Origin of the sequence: Mycobacterium sp. ACS1612 (genome assembly GCF_001667505.1) — a bacterium.
Classification (GTDB): domain Bacteria; phylum Actinomycetota; class Actinomycetes; order Mycobacteriales; family Mycobacteriaceae; genus Mycobacterium.
In genome coordinates this window covers 1-16791 of record NZ_LZHZ01000033.1, presented here as the reverse complement: position 1 = coordinate 16791, position 16791 = coordinate 1, and the positions used below count along the sequence as shown (strand labels likewise).

The 16791-nt window shown below is 63.8% G+C and carries 15 protein-coding genes; 1 reads left to right on the top strand and 14 read right to left on the bottom strand.

Annotated features, from left to right (window positions below; all coding sequences use genetic code 11):
* Nucleotides 1–13 precede the first annotated feature (13 nt).
* The 9 genes from A5724_RS14105 to ychF all read right to left on the bottom strand — a co-directional run bounded on the left by A5724_RS14105 (nt 14) and on the right by ychF (nt 9519).
* Complete coding sequence (locus A5724_RS14105) at nt 14–760, bottom strand: class I SAM-dependent methyltransferase (protein WP_067802534.1); 747 nt, start codon at nt 758–760, stop codon at nt 14–16.
* 9 nt (nt 761–769) lie between these two features.
* Entirely contained in the window at nt 770–1168 is a 399-nt protein-coding gene (locus A5724_RS14100) for an ester cyclase (protein ID WP_067802531.1), read from the bottom strand.
* Nucleotides 1165–1563, bottom strand: coding sequence for a VOC family protein (locus A5724_RS14095; RefSeq protein WP_067802528.1), 399 nt, complete (start codon nt 1561–1563; stop codon nt 1165–1167). Before A5724_RS14095 ends, A5724_RS14100 begins: the two co-directional genes overlap by 4 nt.
* A gap of 31 nt (nt 1564–1594) precedes the next feature.
* A complete protein-coding gene (locus A5724_RS14090) occupies nt 1595–2341 on the bottom strand; it encodes an alpha/beta fold hydrolase (RefSeq protein ID WP_067802525.1) in 747 nt (248 codons plus the stop codon).
* 606 nt (nt 2342–2947) lie between these two features.
* A complete protein-coding gene (locus A5724_RS33745) occupies nt 2948–3358 on the bottom strand; it encodes a hypothetical protein (protein WP_156752276.1) in 411 nt (136 codons plus the stop codon).
* Between the two features lie 119 nt (nt 3359–3477).
* Entirely contained in the window at nt 3478–6303 is a 2826-nt protein-coding gene (locus tag A5724_RS14085) for a hypothetical protein (RefSeq protein ID WP_156752275.1), read from the bottom strand.
* On the bottom strand, nt 6300–6962 hold the full coding sequence (locus tag A5724_RS33740; protein WP_156752274.1) for a hypothetical protein: 663 nt from the start codon (nt 6960–6962) through the stop codon (nt 6300–6302). The genes A5724_RS14085 and A5724_RS33740 overlap by 4 nt, the downstream gene beginning before the upstream one ends.
* A gap of 237 nt (nt 6963–7199) precedes the next feature.
* The gene (locus A5724_RS35155; RefSeq protein ID WP_369830637.1) at nt 7200–7658 is read right to left on the bottom strand and encodes a tyrosine-type recombinase/integrase; all 459 of its coding nucleotides are present in this window, start codon (nt 7656–7658) and stop codon (nt 7200–7202) included.
* Between the two features lie 787 nt (nt 7659–8445).
* Nucleotides 8446–9519, bottom strand: a complete 1074-nt coding sequence (gene ychF, locus A5724_RS14070; protein ID WP_067802512.1) for a redox-regulated ATPase YchF — start codon at nt 9517–9519, stop codon at nt 8446–8448.
* Between the two features lie 84 nt (nt 9520–9603).
* Between ychF and A5724_RS14065 the strand changes: the two genes are divergently transcribed.
* Nucleotides 9604–10671, top strand: a complete 1068-nt coding sequence (locus tag A5724_RS14065; RefSeq protein ID WP_067802510.1) for a DUF6542 domain-containing protein — start codon at nt 9604–9606, stop codon at nt 10669–10671.
* Here the strand turns inward: A5724_RS14065 and A5724_RS14060 are convergent.
* From A5724_RS14060 to A5724_RS14040, 5 genes are read right to left on the bottom strand one after another with little or no spacing between them, the layout of a single operon-like run.
* Complete coding sequence (locus tag A5724_RS14060) at nt 10668–11279, bottom strand: FHA domain-containing protein (protein ID WP_067802508.1); 612 nt, start codon at nt 11277–11279, stop codon at nt 10668–10670. The two genes, A5724_RS14065 and A5724_RS14060, sit on opposite strands and share 4 nt — an antisense overlap.
* Nucleotides 11279–12559, bottom strand: a complete 1281-nt coding sequence (locus tag A5724_RS14055; protein WP_067802505.1) for a VWA domain-containing protein — start codon at nt 12557–12559, stop codon at nt 11279–11281. Before A5724_RS14055 ends, A5724_RS14060 begins: the two co-directional genes overlap by 1 nt.
* Nucleotides 12546–13562: a PP2C family serine/threonine-protein phosphatase gene (locus tag A5724_RS14050; protein WP_067802503.1), complete on the bottom strand. Its 1017-nt coding sequence runs from the start codon at nt 13560–13562 to the stop codon at nt 12546–12548. The genes A5724_RS14055 and A5724_RS14050 overlap by 14 nt, the downstream gene beginning before the upstream one ends.
* Nucleotides 13559–15772, bottom strand: a complete 2214-nt coding sequence (locus A5724_RS14045; protein ID WP_067802500.1) for a serine/threonine-protein kinase — start codon at nt 15770–15772, stop codon at nt 13559–13561. The genes A5724_RS14050 and A5724_RS14045 overlap by 4 nt, the downstream gene beginning before the upstream one ends.
* On the bottom strand, nt 15769–16647 hold the full coding sequence (locus A5724_RS14040) for a hypothetical protein (RefSeq protein WP_067802498.1): 879 nt from the start codon (nt 16645–16647) through the stop codon (nt 15769–15771). Before A5724_RS14040 ends, A5724_RS14045 begins: the two co-directional genes overlap by 4 nt.
* Nucleotides 16648–16791: the final 144 nt, after the last annotated feature.

Sequence of the window (16791 nt, the reverse complement as noted above, 5' to 3'; positions counted from 1 at the left end):
CTCACGGTAACTCTCACACTCTGCCGCGGGCAGCCCACGCGGTCGCGGTCACCGTGAACGGGCCGTTTCCCAGGCGGTTTCGCGCCACTGATTCGAGGCGGGCACGGTCGGCGTCGTCGAGTCGGCGGACATGTTCGCCGGCGGGACCGATGCCGAAGGTGTACGGCTGCCACCACTCGTCGAAAGTCGGGTGCACCAGGTCGACGGAAATGGCTGCTTCGTTCACCTCGTGCAGGCCGGCAGCTTCGAAGATCTCGGTCAGGTGCCCGGCGTGCGCGCCCGACAGCAGTGATTCGTCGACGGCTTCGGGGTCGATCACATGTACCGAATCCCAGAACGGGGCCAGAGCGCCGGTCGGCCCGTCCCAGACGCATGCGGCGACGACGCCACCGGGCCTGGTCACGCGCGCCATCTGGGCGATGCCGCCCACCGCGTCGGTCATGAAGTGCACCACCAACTGCGCGAAGGCGGCGTCGAAAGCACCGGAGTCGTAAGGCAATTCCTCTGCGGTGCCGACACGCACGTCGACGTTCGGAAAGCACGCGTGAAGTCCGTCGACGAAGGACGGCGAGGGATCGATCGCGGTGACCTGGGCGCCGAGGGACAGCAGGTGCGCGGTCAACGCGCCAGGCCCGCAGCCGACGTCGAGCACCCTGTCGCCCGCCTGCACGCCGCCGAATGCCGCGAAGACCGTCGCGAGCGGATCGGCGTATCGCCCCATGAACCGTGCGTAAGCGTCCGGCGGGACATCGAAACTCATCAGCGAATGCTATGACTGCGCAGCAGGCAGCTGGGCACGAATCGCATCCCTGTCGATCAACGACCAGACCTCAGCGATCCTGCCGTCAACAAACCGGTAAAACACGTGTTCGGCGAACGAGATTCGGCGTCCTGTCGACTCGAGACCCAGGAACTCGTTATGTGGCGTGCACTGAAAGTAGAGCCTGCATGAGACGAAGTCGCCGTCGGCGATCAGGATCTCGGGGACGTACCGAAGGTCCGGTGTGGCGTCGGTGTCGGCCACCAACATCGCCCGGTAGCCGCTAAGACCCAGCGGGTCTCCGTTGTGGACGACCTCGTCGGCCACGAACCGTCCGAGTTCGTCCCAGCGTCGGGCGTTCAGGCACGCCAGGTAGTCGCGATACACCGTGAGCAGATCGCTGGTCACACGCCGAACTTAGCGCGGGCCTGCTCGGTGACCGGGGTGAACAGGTTGACCAGGTTGCCGTCCGGGTCGCGGAACAGCAGCGCGCGGTTGCCCCACGGCATGGTCGTCGGCTCGGTGACCACCTCGTTCCATTCGCCGCGTAACCGCTCGAATTCGGCGTCGACGCCCTCGACGATGAACTCGGTGATGGCGCCCCGGTGCGCTGCCGGCTCCGCGGATCCCGCCCCGAACAGTGGGACCGTCTTGTCACTCCCGATCGCCAGCGTGCCCGTCGCGGTGGGAATCTCGGCGAACAGTTCATTGGCCCACACCGCCTGGGCGTTGGTGATCACCTCGTAGAACGAGACGACGCGCTGCACGTCGGCGGTGATGATGCGAATCGAAACCAGTTTCATGCCGCGCGCGCTAGACGCGGCCCCCGACAAGCTAGTCGAGCTCATCCCAGAAGGCAGTGAGGACCGCGGCGCTTCGGGCCGGATCCTCGACCATCCACCAGTGCCCCAATCCGTCGAGGATTGCGGTGCGGGCGCCGGCCCGGTCAGCGGCGCGACGCCGCATCTCAGCGGATCCGACGTAGGTGTCTTCGGTGGCGAGTACCGAAAGCCCTGGGCGGACCGCCGCCTTCTCCAGATCGCGTCCCGCGTGCTGCATCGCAGGCTGGGTTGCCGAGCGGTACAGCAGCAGGATTGCGCGGCCCATCTCCGGTCCCTGGCCCGCAGCGATTTCGGTGCCGACCGCCAACGGCATACCTGCGGTGGCGTACATGGCGGCCCGTTCTTCCGGCGTGCCACCGAGGAACGTTTCGATCAGCTGCTCGCCTTCGCCGGGCGTCTGCCATACCTGGGCCAGCTCGTGCCACTCGTAGTCGGGATCGAACATTCCGACGACATCGCTGACCCAACTGCGGACGAGCTCCGGGCGATGCATCACCACGTTCATCGCATGGATGCCGCCGAAGTCGTGTCCGACCAGATCGACTGGGCCGTCAATGCTCTCGAGCTGATCCTCGAGCCAGTCGCGGTAATCGAGGTACGTCGCCGAAAACCCCTCGGGCAGCGGAGCTCCGAAGCCCGGAGGTGACAACCGGACCACGTCGTCGCGGCCGAGGGCATCGACCAGCGGTGTCCAAAGCGCGGCCGTCTCCGGATTGCCGTGTACCAATACGACCGCCATGCGCACATCCTGGCATGCGCCCGCCGCCAAGCCGTTGAGGTGGCTCAGACGTTGAAGCGGAACTTCGCACCGGGCGTTTCCCCTGATGGGCTTCGATGGGCTGTTGTGCGAAAAAGGGCTCTGACCAGCACCCACCCATCATTTTCCAGTCTTGCCGTTAGGCACCAACTGTGGCCCCAGTATGGTCCGTTGACCCCGTCTACGTGGCCTCCTTCATCTTCAATTGCTTGGGCACCAGAATGCCGAATCGAGCATCCGACTGCCCCTCGCCAAGTGCTTTCACGACGACCTCGCGGAGCGCTTCTTGCGTGGGCTCCTCTGAGGACAGTTGGGGTTGCCCCGACAATTGCCCAAGCGAGGCCCGGCGCCAGTACTCCCCCCCGATTGTCGCGAAAGAATATATCGACGTGATGTGGTCGAACCGAAGTGTTGGCCAACCGAATTGACACCTTCCATTGACCGGGCGGAAGCGCTGCTGCCCGTCCGAACGCCAGACGATCCCTGCGTGGCTCCCATGCTGTAGGTGTCGACTGCACGAGCTGGCCGGAATCGAGCTGCATCGGCAAGGCAACGTCACTGTGCTTGCAGGTGACAACGACGATCAGGTCATAGATCACGGAGTCTGAAGCATTGATGAGCAAAACCAGGAACATTGACGAGCATTTCCAATCCCCGCCCTTGAATCCACTCGCGATACCGGGAGCTTAAACCGGGGCCTAGCCATGCGGTGATTTGCTCAGCCTGGCGACGCTTGTCAGAACGCCGCCGTTCCCAAACTTCGTAAGCGAACACGGTGGTTTCGATCGCGAACGCTAGGACCGTGCCGACACCAGCCACCCAATCCGGTACCGATCCCCAATTCACGCCCATGCCCCGTTCGCTGAGTTGGCCCCACTGCACTAAGGTCAGTACCCCAAGAACAACGGAAACCAGACCGAAGACGGTCGTGGAAACCATCCAGAGCCATATGCGTGACGATTGGCCGCGAGACATGTCGTTAGTCTCTCCCTTGTTCACGACTCGATGGAGCTGGCGATCTTCAGTTTTGGCGTCCAGGCACGCTGAACGCCCTTTGGCGCACCAGATGGAGCTCCAGATCAGTCGTCTTTCGGTTCTCCACAGGCGCGACTGCCGAGTCAGAGAAATTTCGCTACTTCTGCCTCTAGCGAGAAATGCCCCTTCTCTCCGAGCTCGTTCATGTAGTCCATGGCGTCTTGTTTCAGGCTCTCATCGCCTGACGCAATCGCTCGCGCAATTACGGTCGGCACGGCGTCCTGCATGAGCTCGAAAGTTACCAGTCCCGACTCGTCTTGGCCCTCAAGCAACATCTTCAAGACTTCAAGCGCCGCATGCGGATCGAGGTCAGCCGCAAAGGCAATCTCCTTGCCAATCATGTGGGATTCCGACCTAACATCTGGGCACAGCTCTATCGCCTGCTTTAAGCGCGGAAGCCACCACTCCACCGCGAACTTGTGGCACTTCACGAACCAGCAGAACTCTGCGAGCTCCTCCCGGTCATCAGGCTTATCCTGTACATGGGCAACCCGAGAGTCCCAAAGTTCTGCGAGCCGGTTCCGGATTGGGTCATCGACGGCCTGTGCGTGTGTGAATGCCCAACCAACATGGCCGATGGCATCACCACGAACCTTGGGCGGGACGACAGAGAAGAACTCGCGAGCAGGACTCTCCTCGATCGTGTTGTGTCCCCGGATAATTGCATTAATGACCCAGTCACCGATCCGCTGGAGCGGATCAAACTGCGTACGCCATCCGGCAACTACCGGCTGCTCAAGCCGAATTGCTCCAGTCATCGATGAGGAGAGCAGTTTAAAGATTGAAACGTTGTAATGATGGGTAGTGATCGCCGTGGTGAGGGCGATCTGCTGCTGGGTCGACAACCCAACTTCTGAGCCAAAGAAGTCAGAAGCATTTGTTTCCAACCACTCTGGGTCGGTCATCAGCAGCCGCCCCACCCCTTCGCCCACGGCGGCACTCGACGCGCCGTGGATATCGTCCCGCGATAACTCTCGCATCAGGGTGGACCTCGCTGATTGGTACCAGATGGTGTCCGTACCGTGGGCCATCAAGTAGGTCAATCCGCGTATCCCCATCGGCCACTGCCAATTAAGCGAAGTTGTGAAGGCATCCATCCCAGTGCTGCCGGCGCTCGCGATGTACCCGTCCCAAGCTATTTCGTCTGAGAAGGATCCAATTATCAGCTCGGCGACCTGAGGCATTACTCCCTCAGGAATCACAAGTTTGGACTGCGGCTTAGCCAACTGTTCGAGAAGTCCTACGGCAGCCCGTTTGGCAGAGCGAAAGTCCGGATCGTCGTCTCCATGTCCACCCTCTGGAGGGAAAGGAGACTGATCGTCATGTTCTAGGATGCCCCCAATTACCTCAATAAGCTGTGTCCAATCTGGCTCAATACCAGCTTTCGCGGCGTCCCGCCACCCACTAACGATCGCCCTCAAGTAGGTAGGACGCAGCCGATCGACAAGGTTGCCCACCCCCGCAACCGCTTTCGGACTCCCTGTCAGAAGTGCGGTCAATTCGCGTCCTTGCCCCTCATGCGAAGGCTCAGGGCCCCATCCATCGCCCGCGTCGTGCCAACTTTCAAGATGGTTGATTAACTCCGTAGCGCTCATCGCTGCCATATCATCTTGGCGCAGAGGACTATTCGGCCCCGACCAGCTCCAGACAATCGGGGCCGGTTCTAGTGGTGCATCGATGACTCCGTAGCTGCGATCTAGATCCGCCAAGGTCGCCTGCAGCTGCGCTGGCAATGCTTCGCGGCCGATAGCAGACAACCAACTGTGTTTCCAGAGGTTCCCGTATTCCTGAACTTGCTCGTCGATATCGGCGGACTCCTCGCCGTCGCCGCGCAACTGTTCTCTTCGCCGATCACTCTCGGCCAGACAGCCTCGCTCGATGAAACCAGGGAGGTCATCAAGCACTCTCGGCGAAACGTTGGCGACAGCACGCGCTAGCTCCGCGTAGTCAATTCGACATGAATAGTGAAGTGAAAGTTCGTCAAATAGCAGCGTGCGCGCCAAGTCCAGTAGCTCAATCATGTGCGGGTCAGCACCGTCGGTTTGGCGGATTGCTTCGCCGAGCGAGAACAGGGCGAGCTTCCGGCCAAGGAGCATGTTGGTTTGCAACAGTGTCCCGGTAGCACCTGCCGCGTCAACTAGCATCGCCCTGATCGCCAGATCTCTTACCGCCTCAATCAACGCCTGCTCGACGTCTTCGTGGTCGTGGCTTCGTTTGCGTATGGATTCCCGCGAAAAGTGGGTGTTGTCGTAATCCTTCTTCAGCTTTCCGGCCATGCGCTCGTACCCAATAAGCCATGGCAAAACGACCGCTAGGCCGTCGTTTCCGATCGCCGCAACCAATTTTGAGAGCCCTAACTCATACCAATAGTCCTCGATAGTGGTTGCGGGCTTAAGACGGTCTTTCCCTCGGGTGGGCTTGAAGATCACCCCGGCTAACCACTTGCCGACCTCAGTCTGCCCGCCTTGAAACAAATTTGCCACGACGGCCACTAGGTCTCGTGGATCAGTCCGCCATCCCATCCCAGTTGACTTCCACGACTTGATCAGAGGTTCTAAACGCGCAGCTTGTTCGGCTGGGATCGCTGCGCCGATCGCGAATGCACCTCGCCGAACCCAAGCGTTGTTACTTTTACCAAGTTTGAGTAGCACGTCAACTACTGCTTCCGGCACATCGGGGGCAGCACGAATCAAATAATCGATCTCTGGCCAGTAGACGTCTCGGACCAACCCATCATCGGTCACTTCCGGCTCGGGAGGGCTGCTGAATATTCCGTGTTCCGCAAGGGGCTTGACCCAAAGGGGGTTTTTGATGCCCTCAAAGAATGCGCGCCTAAGCTGCAGGGTAGGAATCCTGCGCAACACTTCCTTAACCTGCTCATTGTTGGGCGCTTTGAACCGCGATGTCACTCCTCCTCCTCATCTACCAGAGCATTGATGTCATCGAGCAATGGCTTCAAGGCCCTTAGGTTCTCGAAGAAGACACCAGTTCGGACTTCGATAACATCCTCGACGACCCTGATGTTGGCTACCAGGTCAGCGTCAGAGGGCAGAGGCCTCTCCGCATCGTGATTGCGGTCAATATGAGCCCATCCAACGAAAAATTGGTACGCCTGATCCCATTGTCTTACGGCTGGGTGATTTTTGTCTTTTTCGCCGGTCACCAACGAAGCAGCATTTAGCTTGTTCCGACTGTCTTCTTGAGCAGCAGCAGCAATGATCGAATCAATAACCTGAGCCACAGCTTTGGGTAGCGGTATTATGTCTTGATCGGCGGACAGGTCTACCTCTGGATTTTTCCGAAGCAGTCTCGGCAATTTACTCGTGAGAGAACCAGAAGACGGATTTGGCCTTGGGATAGTGTCGACCTTTAGCGCCGCAGGCAAGCCGTTTATTAATTCACGCATACAATGGCAAATTACTGAAATTCGAGCTGATTCACACCCTTCCTCCGCTGTCTCCTCTAGGCCTCGCAGCGCGGTCCGGTACATGCCGGCAAGGCGCGGACTACGGTCCGCCAAGGTGTCGGCGATGCTCTGCTGTCGTTCAATCACCTGCGGCTTCACCATCCATCCCTCAAACGCGTACCAAACGTTCGCCAAGCGCAACCAAGATGATTACGCATCAGAAAGTGGGTATCGCTCAACTCCATGCATTCTTGTTAAACCCGACTGACCACGCGAGATCTGTTCGCTTGGATCTGACCAACCCCTACTGTACGTCTCAGAACTTGTTGTGTGTTGAGTCGTGTAATCGTGTGCGTACCAGATACTCCCACCGATTAGCGGTAGCCCCGTCGTGCCCAATCAACGGGTGGCGGCACGCTCCTCAGCTCCCATCGCCGCGAACAGGACAGCAGCCGCTTTCCGAGTTTTGTCTTCCGCCTTTGGCCACCGATGGGCGTACGTATTGAGTGTCGCCGTCGCGGATTTGTGACCCATCGGCCGCTGTACCATGACCACGCCACAGCCCGCCTCGATTAATCCCGACGCCAAGAAATGCCTGAGGTCATGCAGACGATAGTCGACGCCCGCAATGCTTTTGGCCTTGCGCCACAGATAGCCCACCGAATTCTGGTGCACCGGATTTCCAGCCTCCCCACGGAACAGCCAACGGTCTGGGTCATCACCCGGCACCTGGGTACGGACGTGCTCGCTCAACAAGTTGATGAGGCCCTTAGGTACGTACATAGTGCGACTGCTGCCGTATTTTGGTGGCCTGATTTCTACTTGCTTCCCATTGGCGCGCTGAACCTGGCGGACGATGCGAATTTCATGGCGCAGAAAGTCGATGTCAGAACCTTAAGTGCAGCAGCCTCTCCCAAACGCATCCCGCCGAAAGCACATAGACCGATGAACGCGACGAACTTGCCGTGGGCGCAACTGAGCAGAGCACCCACCTGACCCGGGCAGGAATTGTCAGGCCGTCGTCATCGGCGGTATCGGCCCTTTCCGCTCTCGGGAGGCGAACGTTCAGAGTGATGTCAAAAGGGATGGCACGGTCAGCGACAGCAGCACCAATTACGCACCGTACCTTGTTGAACCGAGTCCGGATGGTACTGGCTTCAAGGGGCTTGTCTTGCATAGACTTTACCCAGGGCTGAAGATGAGAAGGACGCAGTCGTTCAGGGCGATGTTGCCGAACGTGACGGACCTAGCGGCGAGATCCGTTGCCCGCACAGTCCCAGGCACCCACGGCTGGTCCGCCGACCACTGTTCGTAGAACGCCGAGAAGGCCATCCGCCCCGCTGGCACTGGCGTATTCACCTCTGGCGACAGACCTCAGATGTGCCTTGGCCGCCTTCTCACTTGAAAAGCTGGCCGAACGTTGCTTGCCGTCGTCGTCGTTCCAACTGGCGCGGAAGCGCCTACCAGTGCTGTGCCTAACGCTCTTCGCGCCGTCCTGGTTTGAACCAACTGTCATCCAAAGCCGATGGCGCTTGGATTGCGGTTCCACCCACGGCGGGGACACTACGCCGTTTGCTGGCGATCTATCGCTAATCGTCGTCCCAGTGTGGTCCCACTTGTTTAAAAGTGCTGCTGAACTGGTACTTCAGACGTTGAAGCGGAACTCGACCACGTCGCCGTCGGCCATCACGTAGTCCTTGCCTTCCATCCGCACCTTGCCCGCGGCCTTGGCGGCGGCCATCGACCCGGCCTCGACCAGGTCGTCGTAGGACACGATCTCGGCCTTGATGAAGCCCTTCTCGAAGTCGGTGTGAATGACGCCAGCAGCCTTCGGCGCGGTATCGCCCTGATGAATGGTCCAGGCGCGGGCCTCTTTCGGTCCTGCGGTCAAGAACGTCTGCAGCCGCAGCGTGTGAAAACCCGCCCGCGCCAACGCATCCAGGCCGCGTTCGGTCTGCCCGATCGACTCCAGCAGTTCAGCGGCCGACTCGTCGTCGAGTTCCTGCAGTTCGGCCTCGATCTTCGCGTCCAGGAACACCGCGTCCGCAGGCGCCACCAGTTCGCGCAGCGACGCCACGCGTGCCTCGTCCGTCAACACCGCCTCGTCGGCGTTGAAGACATATAGGAACGGTTTGGTGGTCAGCAGGTTCAGCTCCCGCAGCAGCGACGCGTCGACGCCCGAGGCGAACAGCGTCGTGCCGCCGTTCAGTACCTCCTGCGCCGCCACCGCCGCCTCATACGCCGGCCGGCGGTCCTTGTGCGTGCGCGCCTCCTTCTCCAGTCGCGGCACCGCGCGCTCCAGCGTCTGCAGGTCGGCCAGGATCAGCTCGGTTTCGATGACCTCGATATCCGACTTCGGGTCGATCCTGCCGTCGACGTGCGCGACGTCGTCGTCGGTGAACACGCGCACCACTTGGCAGATCGCGTCACTCTCGCGGATGTTGGCCAGGAACTTGTTGCCGAGCCCAGCACCCTCCGAGGCACCTTTGACGATCCCGGCGATATCGACGAACGTCACCGGCGCGGGCACGATCTTCGCCGAGTCGAACATCTCGGCGAGTTTGGCCAACCGCGGGTCAGGCAGCGGCACGACACCCTCGTTCGGTTCGATCGTCGCGAACGGATAATTGGCTGCCAGCACGTTGTTGCGCGTCAGCGCATTGAACAAGGTCGACTTACCGACATTCGGCAAGCCGACGATTCCGAGGTTCAGGCCCACAGGCACCAGAGTTTAGGAGACTGTGACGGGCACGCCAGAAGCGCGCTGACAGCTACATTCGGTAACAGCCGGTACGGTCTACCTGTGTCAGCTCAGCGCGCGCGGTCGGCGGTGCCGGCCGATCACCGCTCTGCGCACCCCAACGTCCCGGGCGTTCCGTGGTGGGGTGCTGTGCTGTTCGCCGTCACGATGACCGCCGTCGGCTTCGCGTACGACGCGGGCTCCGGTAACAAAGAGCTGGACGTCGTGTTCGCGGCGCTGTATGTGCTGGGCTGCGTATTCGCCGTGCTCGCGGTGCGCCAGTCCGGGATCTTCACCGCCGTCATCCAGCCGCCGCTCCTCCTGTTCGTCGCCGTGCCGACGGCGTACTTCCTGTTCCACGGTGCACAAGTCGGCGGCGTCAAAGACCTGGCGATCAACTGCGGTTATCCGCTGATCGAGCGGTTCCCATTGATGTTCTTCACCTCCGCGGCGGTCCTGCTCGTCGGGCTCGGCCGCTGGTATTACGCGATGTCGTCGCGCCGTGGTGCGGGGCAGTCCACCGCCAACGACACCAAGGCCGCCAAGGCGAAATCCGGTCGTGTGTCTTCGGTCACATCGAAGATGTCGTCGCTGCTGACCGGTGACGCCGACGAAGAAGACGCCGCTGAGGAACCGCGGCGCAAGCACACCATCGACCGGCCCAGCAGAGCGACCAAAACCGCCAGGTCGGGACAGGGCGCCGCCCGCACGACGCGGACCACCAAGCGGACCGCGCCGTCGCGTTCCCGGCACACCCGCCCGCCGGAGACCGAGCTCATCGAACCCGTCGTTGACCGCCCGCGCAGACCCCGCCCGCTCCGGCAGACCGATCAGCCGCCGCCCGCCGATCCGCCGCGCAGGCGGTCACGCTCGTCGTCGACGCGCGAACCCCGCAAGGCGATGCCACCGGAGCGGCGCACCTCCTACGAACGCCCGGAACGCCGCCGCTACGACGACTATCCGCCGCGCGAGCCACACGCCAGCAACGGCAACGGCAGTGGTACGCACCATCCGGTGTCGCGGGTCCGCTACCGCGGTGCCGATGAGAGCGACACCCGTGCCGAGAACCGGTCGCGGCCCCGCGCATCACGCAACGGCTGGGAAGCCGAAAGCTGGGAGTACGACATCTAACCCCGGACGATCCTGATCGTGGTCCACGCACCGATGTGGATGCGGTCGCCGTCGGCCAGCGGTGTCTCCTCGCCTTCTGCCAGACGGCTGTCGCCGTTGAGGTAGGTCCCGTTGGTCGATCCCAGGTCGGTGATGGTCAGCACGGACTGGTGTATCCGCAGCACCGCGTGCTGCGACGAGACGCCCCGGTCGACCGGATGGATGCCCAGGTCGATCTCGGGGTTCACCCCCTGTTTCCGGTTGCCCCTTCCGATCAGCGTGCTCTCACCCTGCAGCGCGATCCTCCGTTCCGGAAAGAACCCAGGAAACTCGACGCTCTCGGGGCCACCCTGGGCCCGTACGCGTTCGTAGAGGTCGCGGTCGGCGGTGACGACGGCCGTCCAGATCGGTGCTGCCGGCGTCGACGGCGCCGACGGTTCCGGCAGCGCGGAATCGTGGCCACACGCTTCACAGAACCGGCCTGTCACCGGCATCCCACACGACGGGCAGGCCTTGGCCTCGACCGCGGGACCCGAAACCGGTTCTTCCGCAGCGCTTCCGATCGGCGCCCCGCAAACATCGCAGTAGTCGGCGGCTTTCGACGTATGCCCCTCGACGCAGGTCGGCATCACGCCTCCTTCCGCACTCGGGCCGTCCTGGTGGACCGGGCATCCAGAGCCATCTCATCGGCGGCGGCGACGTCACGCCGCAGCGCAACGGTGCCGGTGCGTTCGTCGACCTCGACCACTCCCCTGAGGAGCTTGGCCGTCCCGTCGTTCCTGGATTCGACGGCCAGTTCCATCGCGCGTTGCAACTTCGCGGTGGCGGTGCGGACATCTCCGGACTTGCGCGCGCTCAACCCCTCCTGCACGGCCTGCGCCAACTCCTCCTGGCCGGTGTAGTGCGCGACGCGTCGACTGATCTGCGCCGACAACGCTGTGTCTGCCGTCCACACCGCCTTGACCAGGCCCTCGCCCAGAACATCCTGCCCCGCAACGACACTCACCCTCACGGCGAGCTTCTCCCTGCCGACTGCGGCCGGTTCCACCTCGACCTGGATGTGGTAGTCGCGGTCCTCGGAGCCCCACGAGCCCAACGGGTACTCCCCGCACTGGTTTCCTGCGTCGATTCGGCGGTGCGTCAGGTCCTCGACGGTCGGCGCCACCTGCTTGACGAATTCGACGGTCGCCCCTGCGGGCGTCCACAGTCGCAGCGTCAGCGCCGGAAACGCCTTGGCCATAGACCCTTTCATCATCGACGCAAAGTCGTCCGCGAGGTCCTCGGGATCGGCGACGATGTCGACGGTGCCAAGCAGCGCGGTCGAGATCGCGCGTAGCTCGTCGACCTCCCAGTCGGTACCCACCCCGCGGCAGTCACAGGTGAATTCGCCTTCGCTGAGACCGATCTCCTCGCCCAGCTCCTCCGGCGTCTCGTGCTCGTCCTTGCCGTCGGTGAGCAGGATGGCATGGGTGATCGCACCTTTTCGCTGACCGACGATGCCGCGAACATGCGCGAGCCACGTTCCCATCGCGGTGCCGCCGTGTGGCCGGAGTGCGTCGACGGCACGCATTGCCGCAGCCTTGGTTTCGGTGCTCGCCCGCGCCAACCCCTCCTTGGGGTAAACACTGGTGGCCTTCTCGGTGCCGTCGACGATGGTGAAATACGTTCCGTCGACGAGTTCCATGATGGCGGCGGCGGTGGCCCGTTTGGCGGCTTCGAACTTTTCGATCGGCGCCTGCATCGACGTCGAGCAGTCGATGATGATGGCCTCGACCCGATCAGGCGCCGCGACCGTCGCCGTCACGTCGGCGGTGATGCTGACGATCGCGTCCACCGTTCCGCTGCCCTCCGCGAGGTACGGATTGTGGTCGACATCAACGGAAATGCCGTGCCGCTCAGCCGAACTCATCCGGCCCTCCGATCGGGATCACTGCGACGGTGATGTTGTCCTGACCCCCGCCGTCCAACGCGAATTGAGTCAGCGTCCTGGCGGCGGCGCCCGGATCGGTGGCGGTGCAGAAGCGGGCGATGTCGGCGGCGTCGGGCAGGTAGTTCCACAGCCCGTCACTGCACAGCAGCAGCGTGCCGGGCCCGGTCGCGGTGACCGTCTGCACGCTGGAGTCCGACCAGGGTTGCGGTTCGCTGTCCGCGCCGAGCCACCGGGTCAGGGTGTGCGCACCGCGTTGCACCGCATAGGAATCCGGCGCAGCGCCCGCGGTGATCAGTTCCTGGGCCAACGAATCGTCGACCGTCAGCTGCCTCGGTTCGCCGGGCGGCTCCGGCAGCCAGTACGCCCTGCTGTCGCCTACGTTGCCAAGGGTCACCTGCGCCGTGCCCTCAGTCGTCGGGATGACGATGGCGGCGGTGTAGGTGCACGACGGCGCCGACGCGGCGTCACCACCGGCGGCGCTGGCCGCAGCGGCTGCCCCATCCAGCCCGGCCAGCATGGCGGCCCGCCCCGGTTTTCCCGCGGCCAGTGTGGTGATCATGGCACCGACGCCTGCTTGCGATGCGGCGGCCGCGGCGATCTGCGCCTGGGCAGACGACGAAACGCCGTCGCACACCGCCACCACGATCGCCTCCGGTCGTTGCCCGTCGCCGCCGAGAAGGATTGCCGCCGCGGCGGCGTCCTCGTTGCGGGCGTGTTCGATACCGCGGTCGGTGACCAGTACGACAGGACCGACGGTGGCCTCGTCGCGGTCCGGTTCCTCGCGGCGGTGTCCGCAGACCGTGCAGTACTCGTCGAAATCGGCCGGGTTGCCGCAGTCGGCGCACGGCGCATCTTTCGCGGTTTCGTGTCGCGGGATGGCCACCCGACGCACCTCCGCCAGCGAGGCGCCACAGCCTTCGCAGAACCGGTCGGCGCGTAGCACCATGGTGTCGCAGTGCGGACAGGTGGCTGCCTGAGTCATACGCGCGTCCTCGGTCGGATCTGGTTGGCTCTCTCCACCAATGCAATACGTTCCCACATGTCGGTCGCCTCATGTGCCAGCTCGCGATAACCACGTTCCATGCCGACGCGGATGCTGGGTTCGTCGAACGCCGCACCCAACAATCGCCCGCCGAGGCTGGGCTGGTGGCCCGCCTGCAGCCAGTCCAGCGCGGCGCCCAACACGCCGAGCCGGATCGACGCGCGTTTGGCGGCCGACTCCAGGTTCAATTCGGACGCGCGCCTGCCGGCGTCCAGCAGCGTCTGCTCATCGAGCTTCGCCGATTCGGCGCCATCGAGCAGCACTTCGACGGCGCTCGCCGCAGCAGGAGTGAAATGGGCTGATTCCGTGGGAACTTCGTCGAGCGCCGCGATCGCACTCGTTCGGTCCCCGGCATGTACCCGCTGCCGCGCGAGCCCGAATGCCGCGCTGACATAACTGCGGTCGGTCCGCCACACCGTCTCGTAGTAGCGCGCCGCCACATCGCGTGCACCGTTCAGTTCCGCGGTGGCGGCAATGGCCATCTTGGGGGCGAGCTCACCCGGCAGCCCCGCCAGCACTGCCTCGAAATCGGCGGCCGCGTCGTCGTAGGCACCCTCCAGCAGTGCGCACTGTCCGCGATACCAGCGCAGTCGCCAATCGCCGGGAATCGTGGACTCCAACTCTGCGAGCCGTTTCCTCGCGTCCTCGGGTGCGCCGATCTCCAGCGACGCCCGCACCAGCCGCAGCGGCACCTCCACCGAGGTCCTGTTGGCTTGTTGCGCACCGGTTCTGGCGATCTGCAGCGCGTGCTCCAGCTGGGCGGGCGGGGTCCCGCTCGTCGTGGCCAGGATCGCCGCGCCAGGATCGCTGGGATCGACGACCGGAACGGGAAGCGCGGCGATCACCGCGTCGGCGGCGACCGGCTTGTCCGTGCCCGCGCCGTAGATACCACGTTGCGGACTGAAATGACTCGACATCCGCGGCTGCGGATCGCCGGTCTCTGCCGCCGCGATCTCGTGCAGCACACCGGTCAGTTGATCGGCGAGCACCTCCATCGATTCGAAGCGGCAGTCGGGGTCGGGGTGGGTGGCGCGAACGATCGCCCGGTGCAGTGATTCGTATCTCGCGAGCACAGGTACAGTGTCGGGGCCCGGCAACTGCTCGACGAAGCGTCCCTTCTCCTGCGGCACATCCATCACCAACACCGCGAGCGTGCGGCCCACCGTGTACACATCGCTGGCGACGGTCGGACCGGTTTCGGCGATCTCGGGCGCCTGGTAGCCGAGGGTTCCGTAGATCGCACTCTGTTCGTCGTCCATCGCGATCACCGCACCGAGGTCGATCAGCTTGAGTTGGTCCTCGGTCTGCATCACGTTGTCGGGTTTGAAGTCGCAGTAGGCCAGCCCCTGCGAGTGCAGGTAGCCCAGCGCGGGCACGATCTCGATCATGTAGGCGACGGCCTGGTCCGGCGGGAGCGGTGCGCCGCGGGCCTTGCGGATCTGCTTCAGCGAGGTGCCGCCGACGAACTCCATCACGATGTAGCCCACCGGCACTCCGGCCGAATCGGGATGCTGAACGAAGTTGTAGATCCGGACGATGTTCGGGTGTTCCACCCCTGCGAGGGCCAGCACCTCGGCCTTGGCAACCGCCATCGCCTCGGCGTCACCGGAATTCAGCAGGCCTTTGAGCACCACCCAGCGGTTCTCGACGTTGCGGTCGGTCGCCAGGTAGATCCACCCCAATCCGCCGTGTGCGATACACCCCTGGACTTCGTATTGGCCTGCGACCAGGTCGCCGCGAGACAGCTTGGGGACGAAGGAATATCGCGTGCCGCATTCGGGGCAGAAGCCCTCCGTGCGCCCCGGGTTACCGTCCCGTTGCCGGCCCACCGGCTTATTGCATTCGTGGTTGCCGCAGTATCGGCTGGCCTCCGGTACCTGCGGGTCGGTCAGGATGGCGGCGGACGGATCGCCCCTAGGGATGCGGGGCATCTCGACCAGCCCGCCGCCGAGGCGACCGCGGCCGCTGCCCATCGGCGACGACGTGCTCCTTGCGGTGCGCACCGAGGCCGTGCGCACCGAAGGGGCCGAATGCCTGGGTGCCGTCGCCACCGAAACCGCCTGCGGGGCAGCGGGTTGCGGTGCCGTGCCGCAGACGTCACAGTAGCCGTCGACGATGGTGCCGTCGCAGTCCGGCTCGGCGCATTTCATACCGTCTTCTCCCGCTTGTCGGCGATCATCTGCTGGTAGTCCGAGATCGCACGCGTCACGGCGCGAAGGTCACACGGCCGCCGTGACAGTAGACCTTCCGCTATCCGCAGGCAGGCCAGCAGGTCCCGGTCCTCCCCCAGCCCGAGTCTCGCGGCCTTCGCTTGGTAGGCCGTCAATCGGCCCTTGAGCTCAGTGCGCCGGTCGAGCAGTCCCTGCGCGAGTTGCTCCTCCTCGCGTGCGGCTTGCAGGGCCGCCTCGACGCGGCCCCGCAGTGACCGCAATGCTTTCGGGTCCGGTGCCGTGAGGGACGTCAGTTCGTCGCGTAACGCCGGGTGTTCGTCGCGGCGTTGCGGGAACGTCCCGGCGAGCACCTTCTGCAAGGCGTACCCTCGCACCTCTGCCGCACGCGTGCTCGCGTCGCGCAACTCGTCGAGTCGGTTGGCTACAGCCGCGACCGCCCGTACCCAATTCGACTGTATGTCAGCCAGTTCCGCGATGGCGGCGACGCGCTGTTCGATGTCGCGGGCGGCGAGGGACAGCGGGTCGGTCGCGGAGATCTCGAGCAACTCGACCATCTGCTCGGGTTCGGGTGCGCCTGCCGCGTCGAGGAGTTTCCGCGTCGGGGCCAGCTTCTCGGCGACCAGCGAGTTGACCCGGTCGACCGCGTCGAGGAAGTCGACCACGCCTGGATAGGTTGCGTGCATGCGCTCAGCCGTGTCGGCCAGCCCGACGTATTCGACGGTCTCTGCGTGTCCGCTGATTGTGCGCTGCGCCAACGGAATCGGCTGGCGCGACACTTCCAGCGTCGGCTCCCTCAGCAGCCGTGTCAGTTCGATGCGGTCACTGTCGTCGAGCTTCGACCGGCGCCCGCGCACCGCGCGGGGGGGGTGGGGGGTGGGGGGGGTGGGGGTGGGGGGGGGGGGTGGGGGGGGGGGGGTGGTGGGGGGGGGGGGGGGGGGGGGGGAGTGCGGCTCGGTGGTTGTGGTGGGGGGGCGGGTGGGGGGGGGGGTGGGGTGTCA

Excerpts from the sequence above, each read along its gene's own strand:
- A5724_RS14055 (WP_067802505.1), bottom strand. The coding sequence starts at position 12,559 with ATGAGTTCGGCTGAGCGGCACGGCATTTCCGTTGATGTCGACCACAAT.
- A5724_RS33740 (WP_156752274.1), bottom strand. The coding sequence starts at position 6,962 with ATGGTGAAGCCGCAGGTGATTGAACGACAGCAGAGCATCGCCGACACC.
- A5724_RS14050 (WP_067802503.1), bottom strand. The coding sequence starts at position 13,562 with ATGACTCAGGCAGCCACCTGTCCGCACTGCGACACCATGGTGCTACGC.
- A5724_RS14060 (WP_067802508.1), bottom strand. The coding sequence starts at position 11,279 with ATGCCGACCTGCGTCGAGGGGCATACGTCGAAAGCCGCCGACTACTGC.
- A5724_RS14045 (WP_067802500.1), bottom strand. The coding sequence starts at position 15,772 with ATGAAATGCGCCGAGCCGGACTGCGACGGCACCATCGTCGACGGCTAC.
- A5724_RS14095 (WP_067802528.1), bottom strand. The coding sequence starts at position 1,563 with ATGAAACTGGTTTCGATTCGCATCATCACCGCCGACGTGCAGCGCGTC.
- A5724_RS14090 (WP_067802525.1), bottom strand. The coding sequence starts at position 2,341 with ATGGCGGTCGTATTGGTACACGGCAATCCGGAGACGGCCGCGCTTTGG.
- A5724_RS14105 (WP_067802534.1), bottom strand. The coding sequence starts at position 760 with ATGAGTTTCGATGTCCCGCCGGACGCTTACGCACGGTTCATGGGGCGA.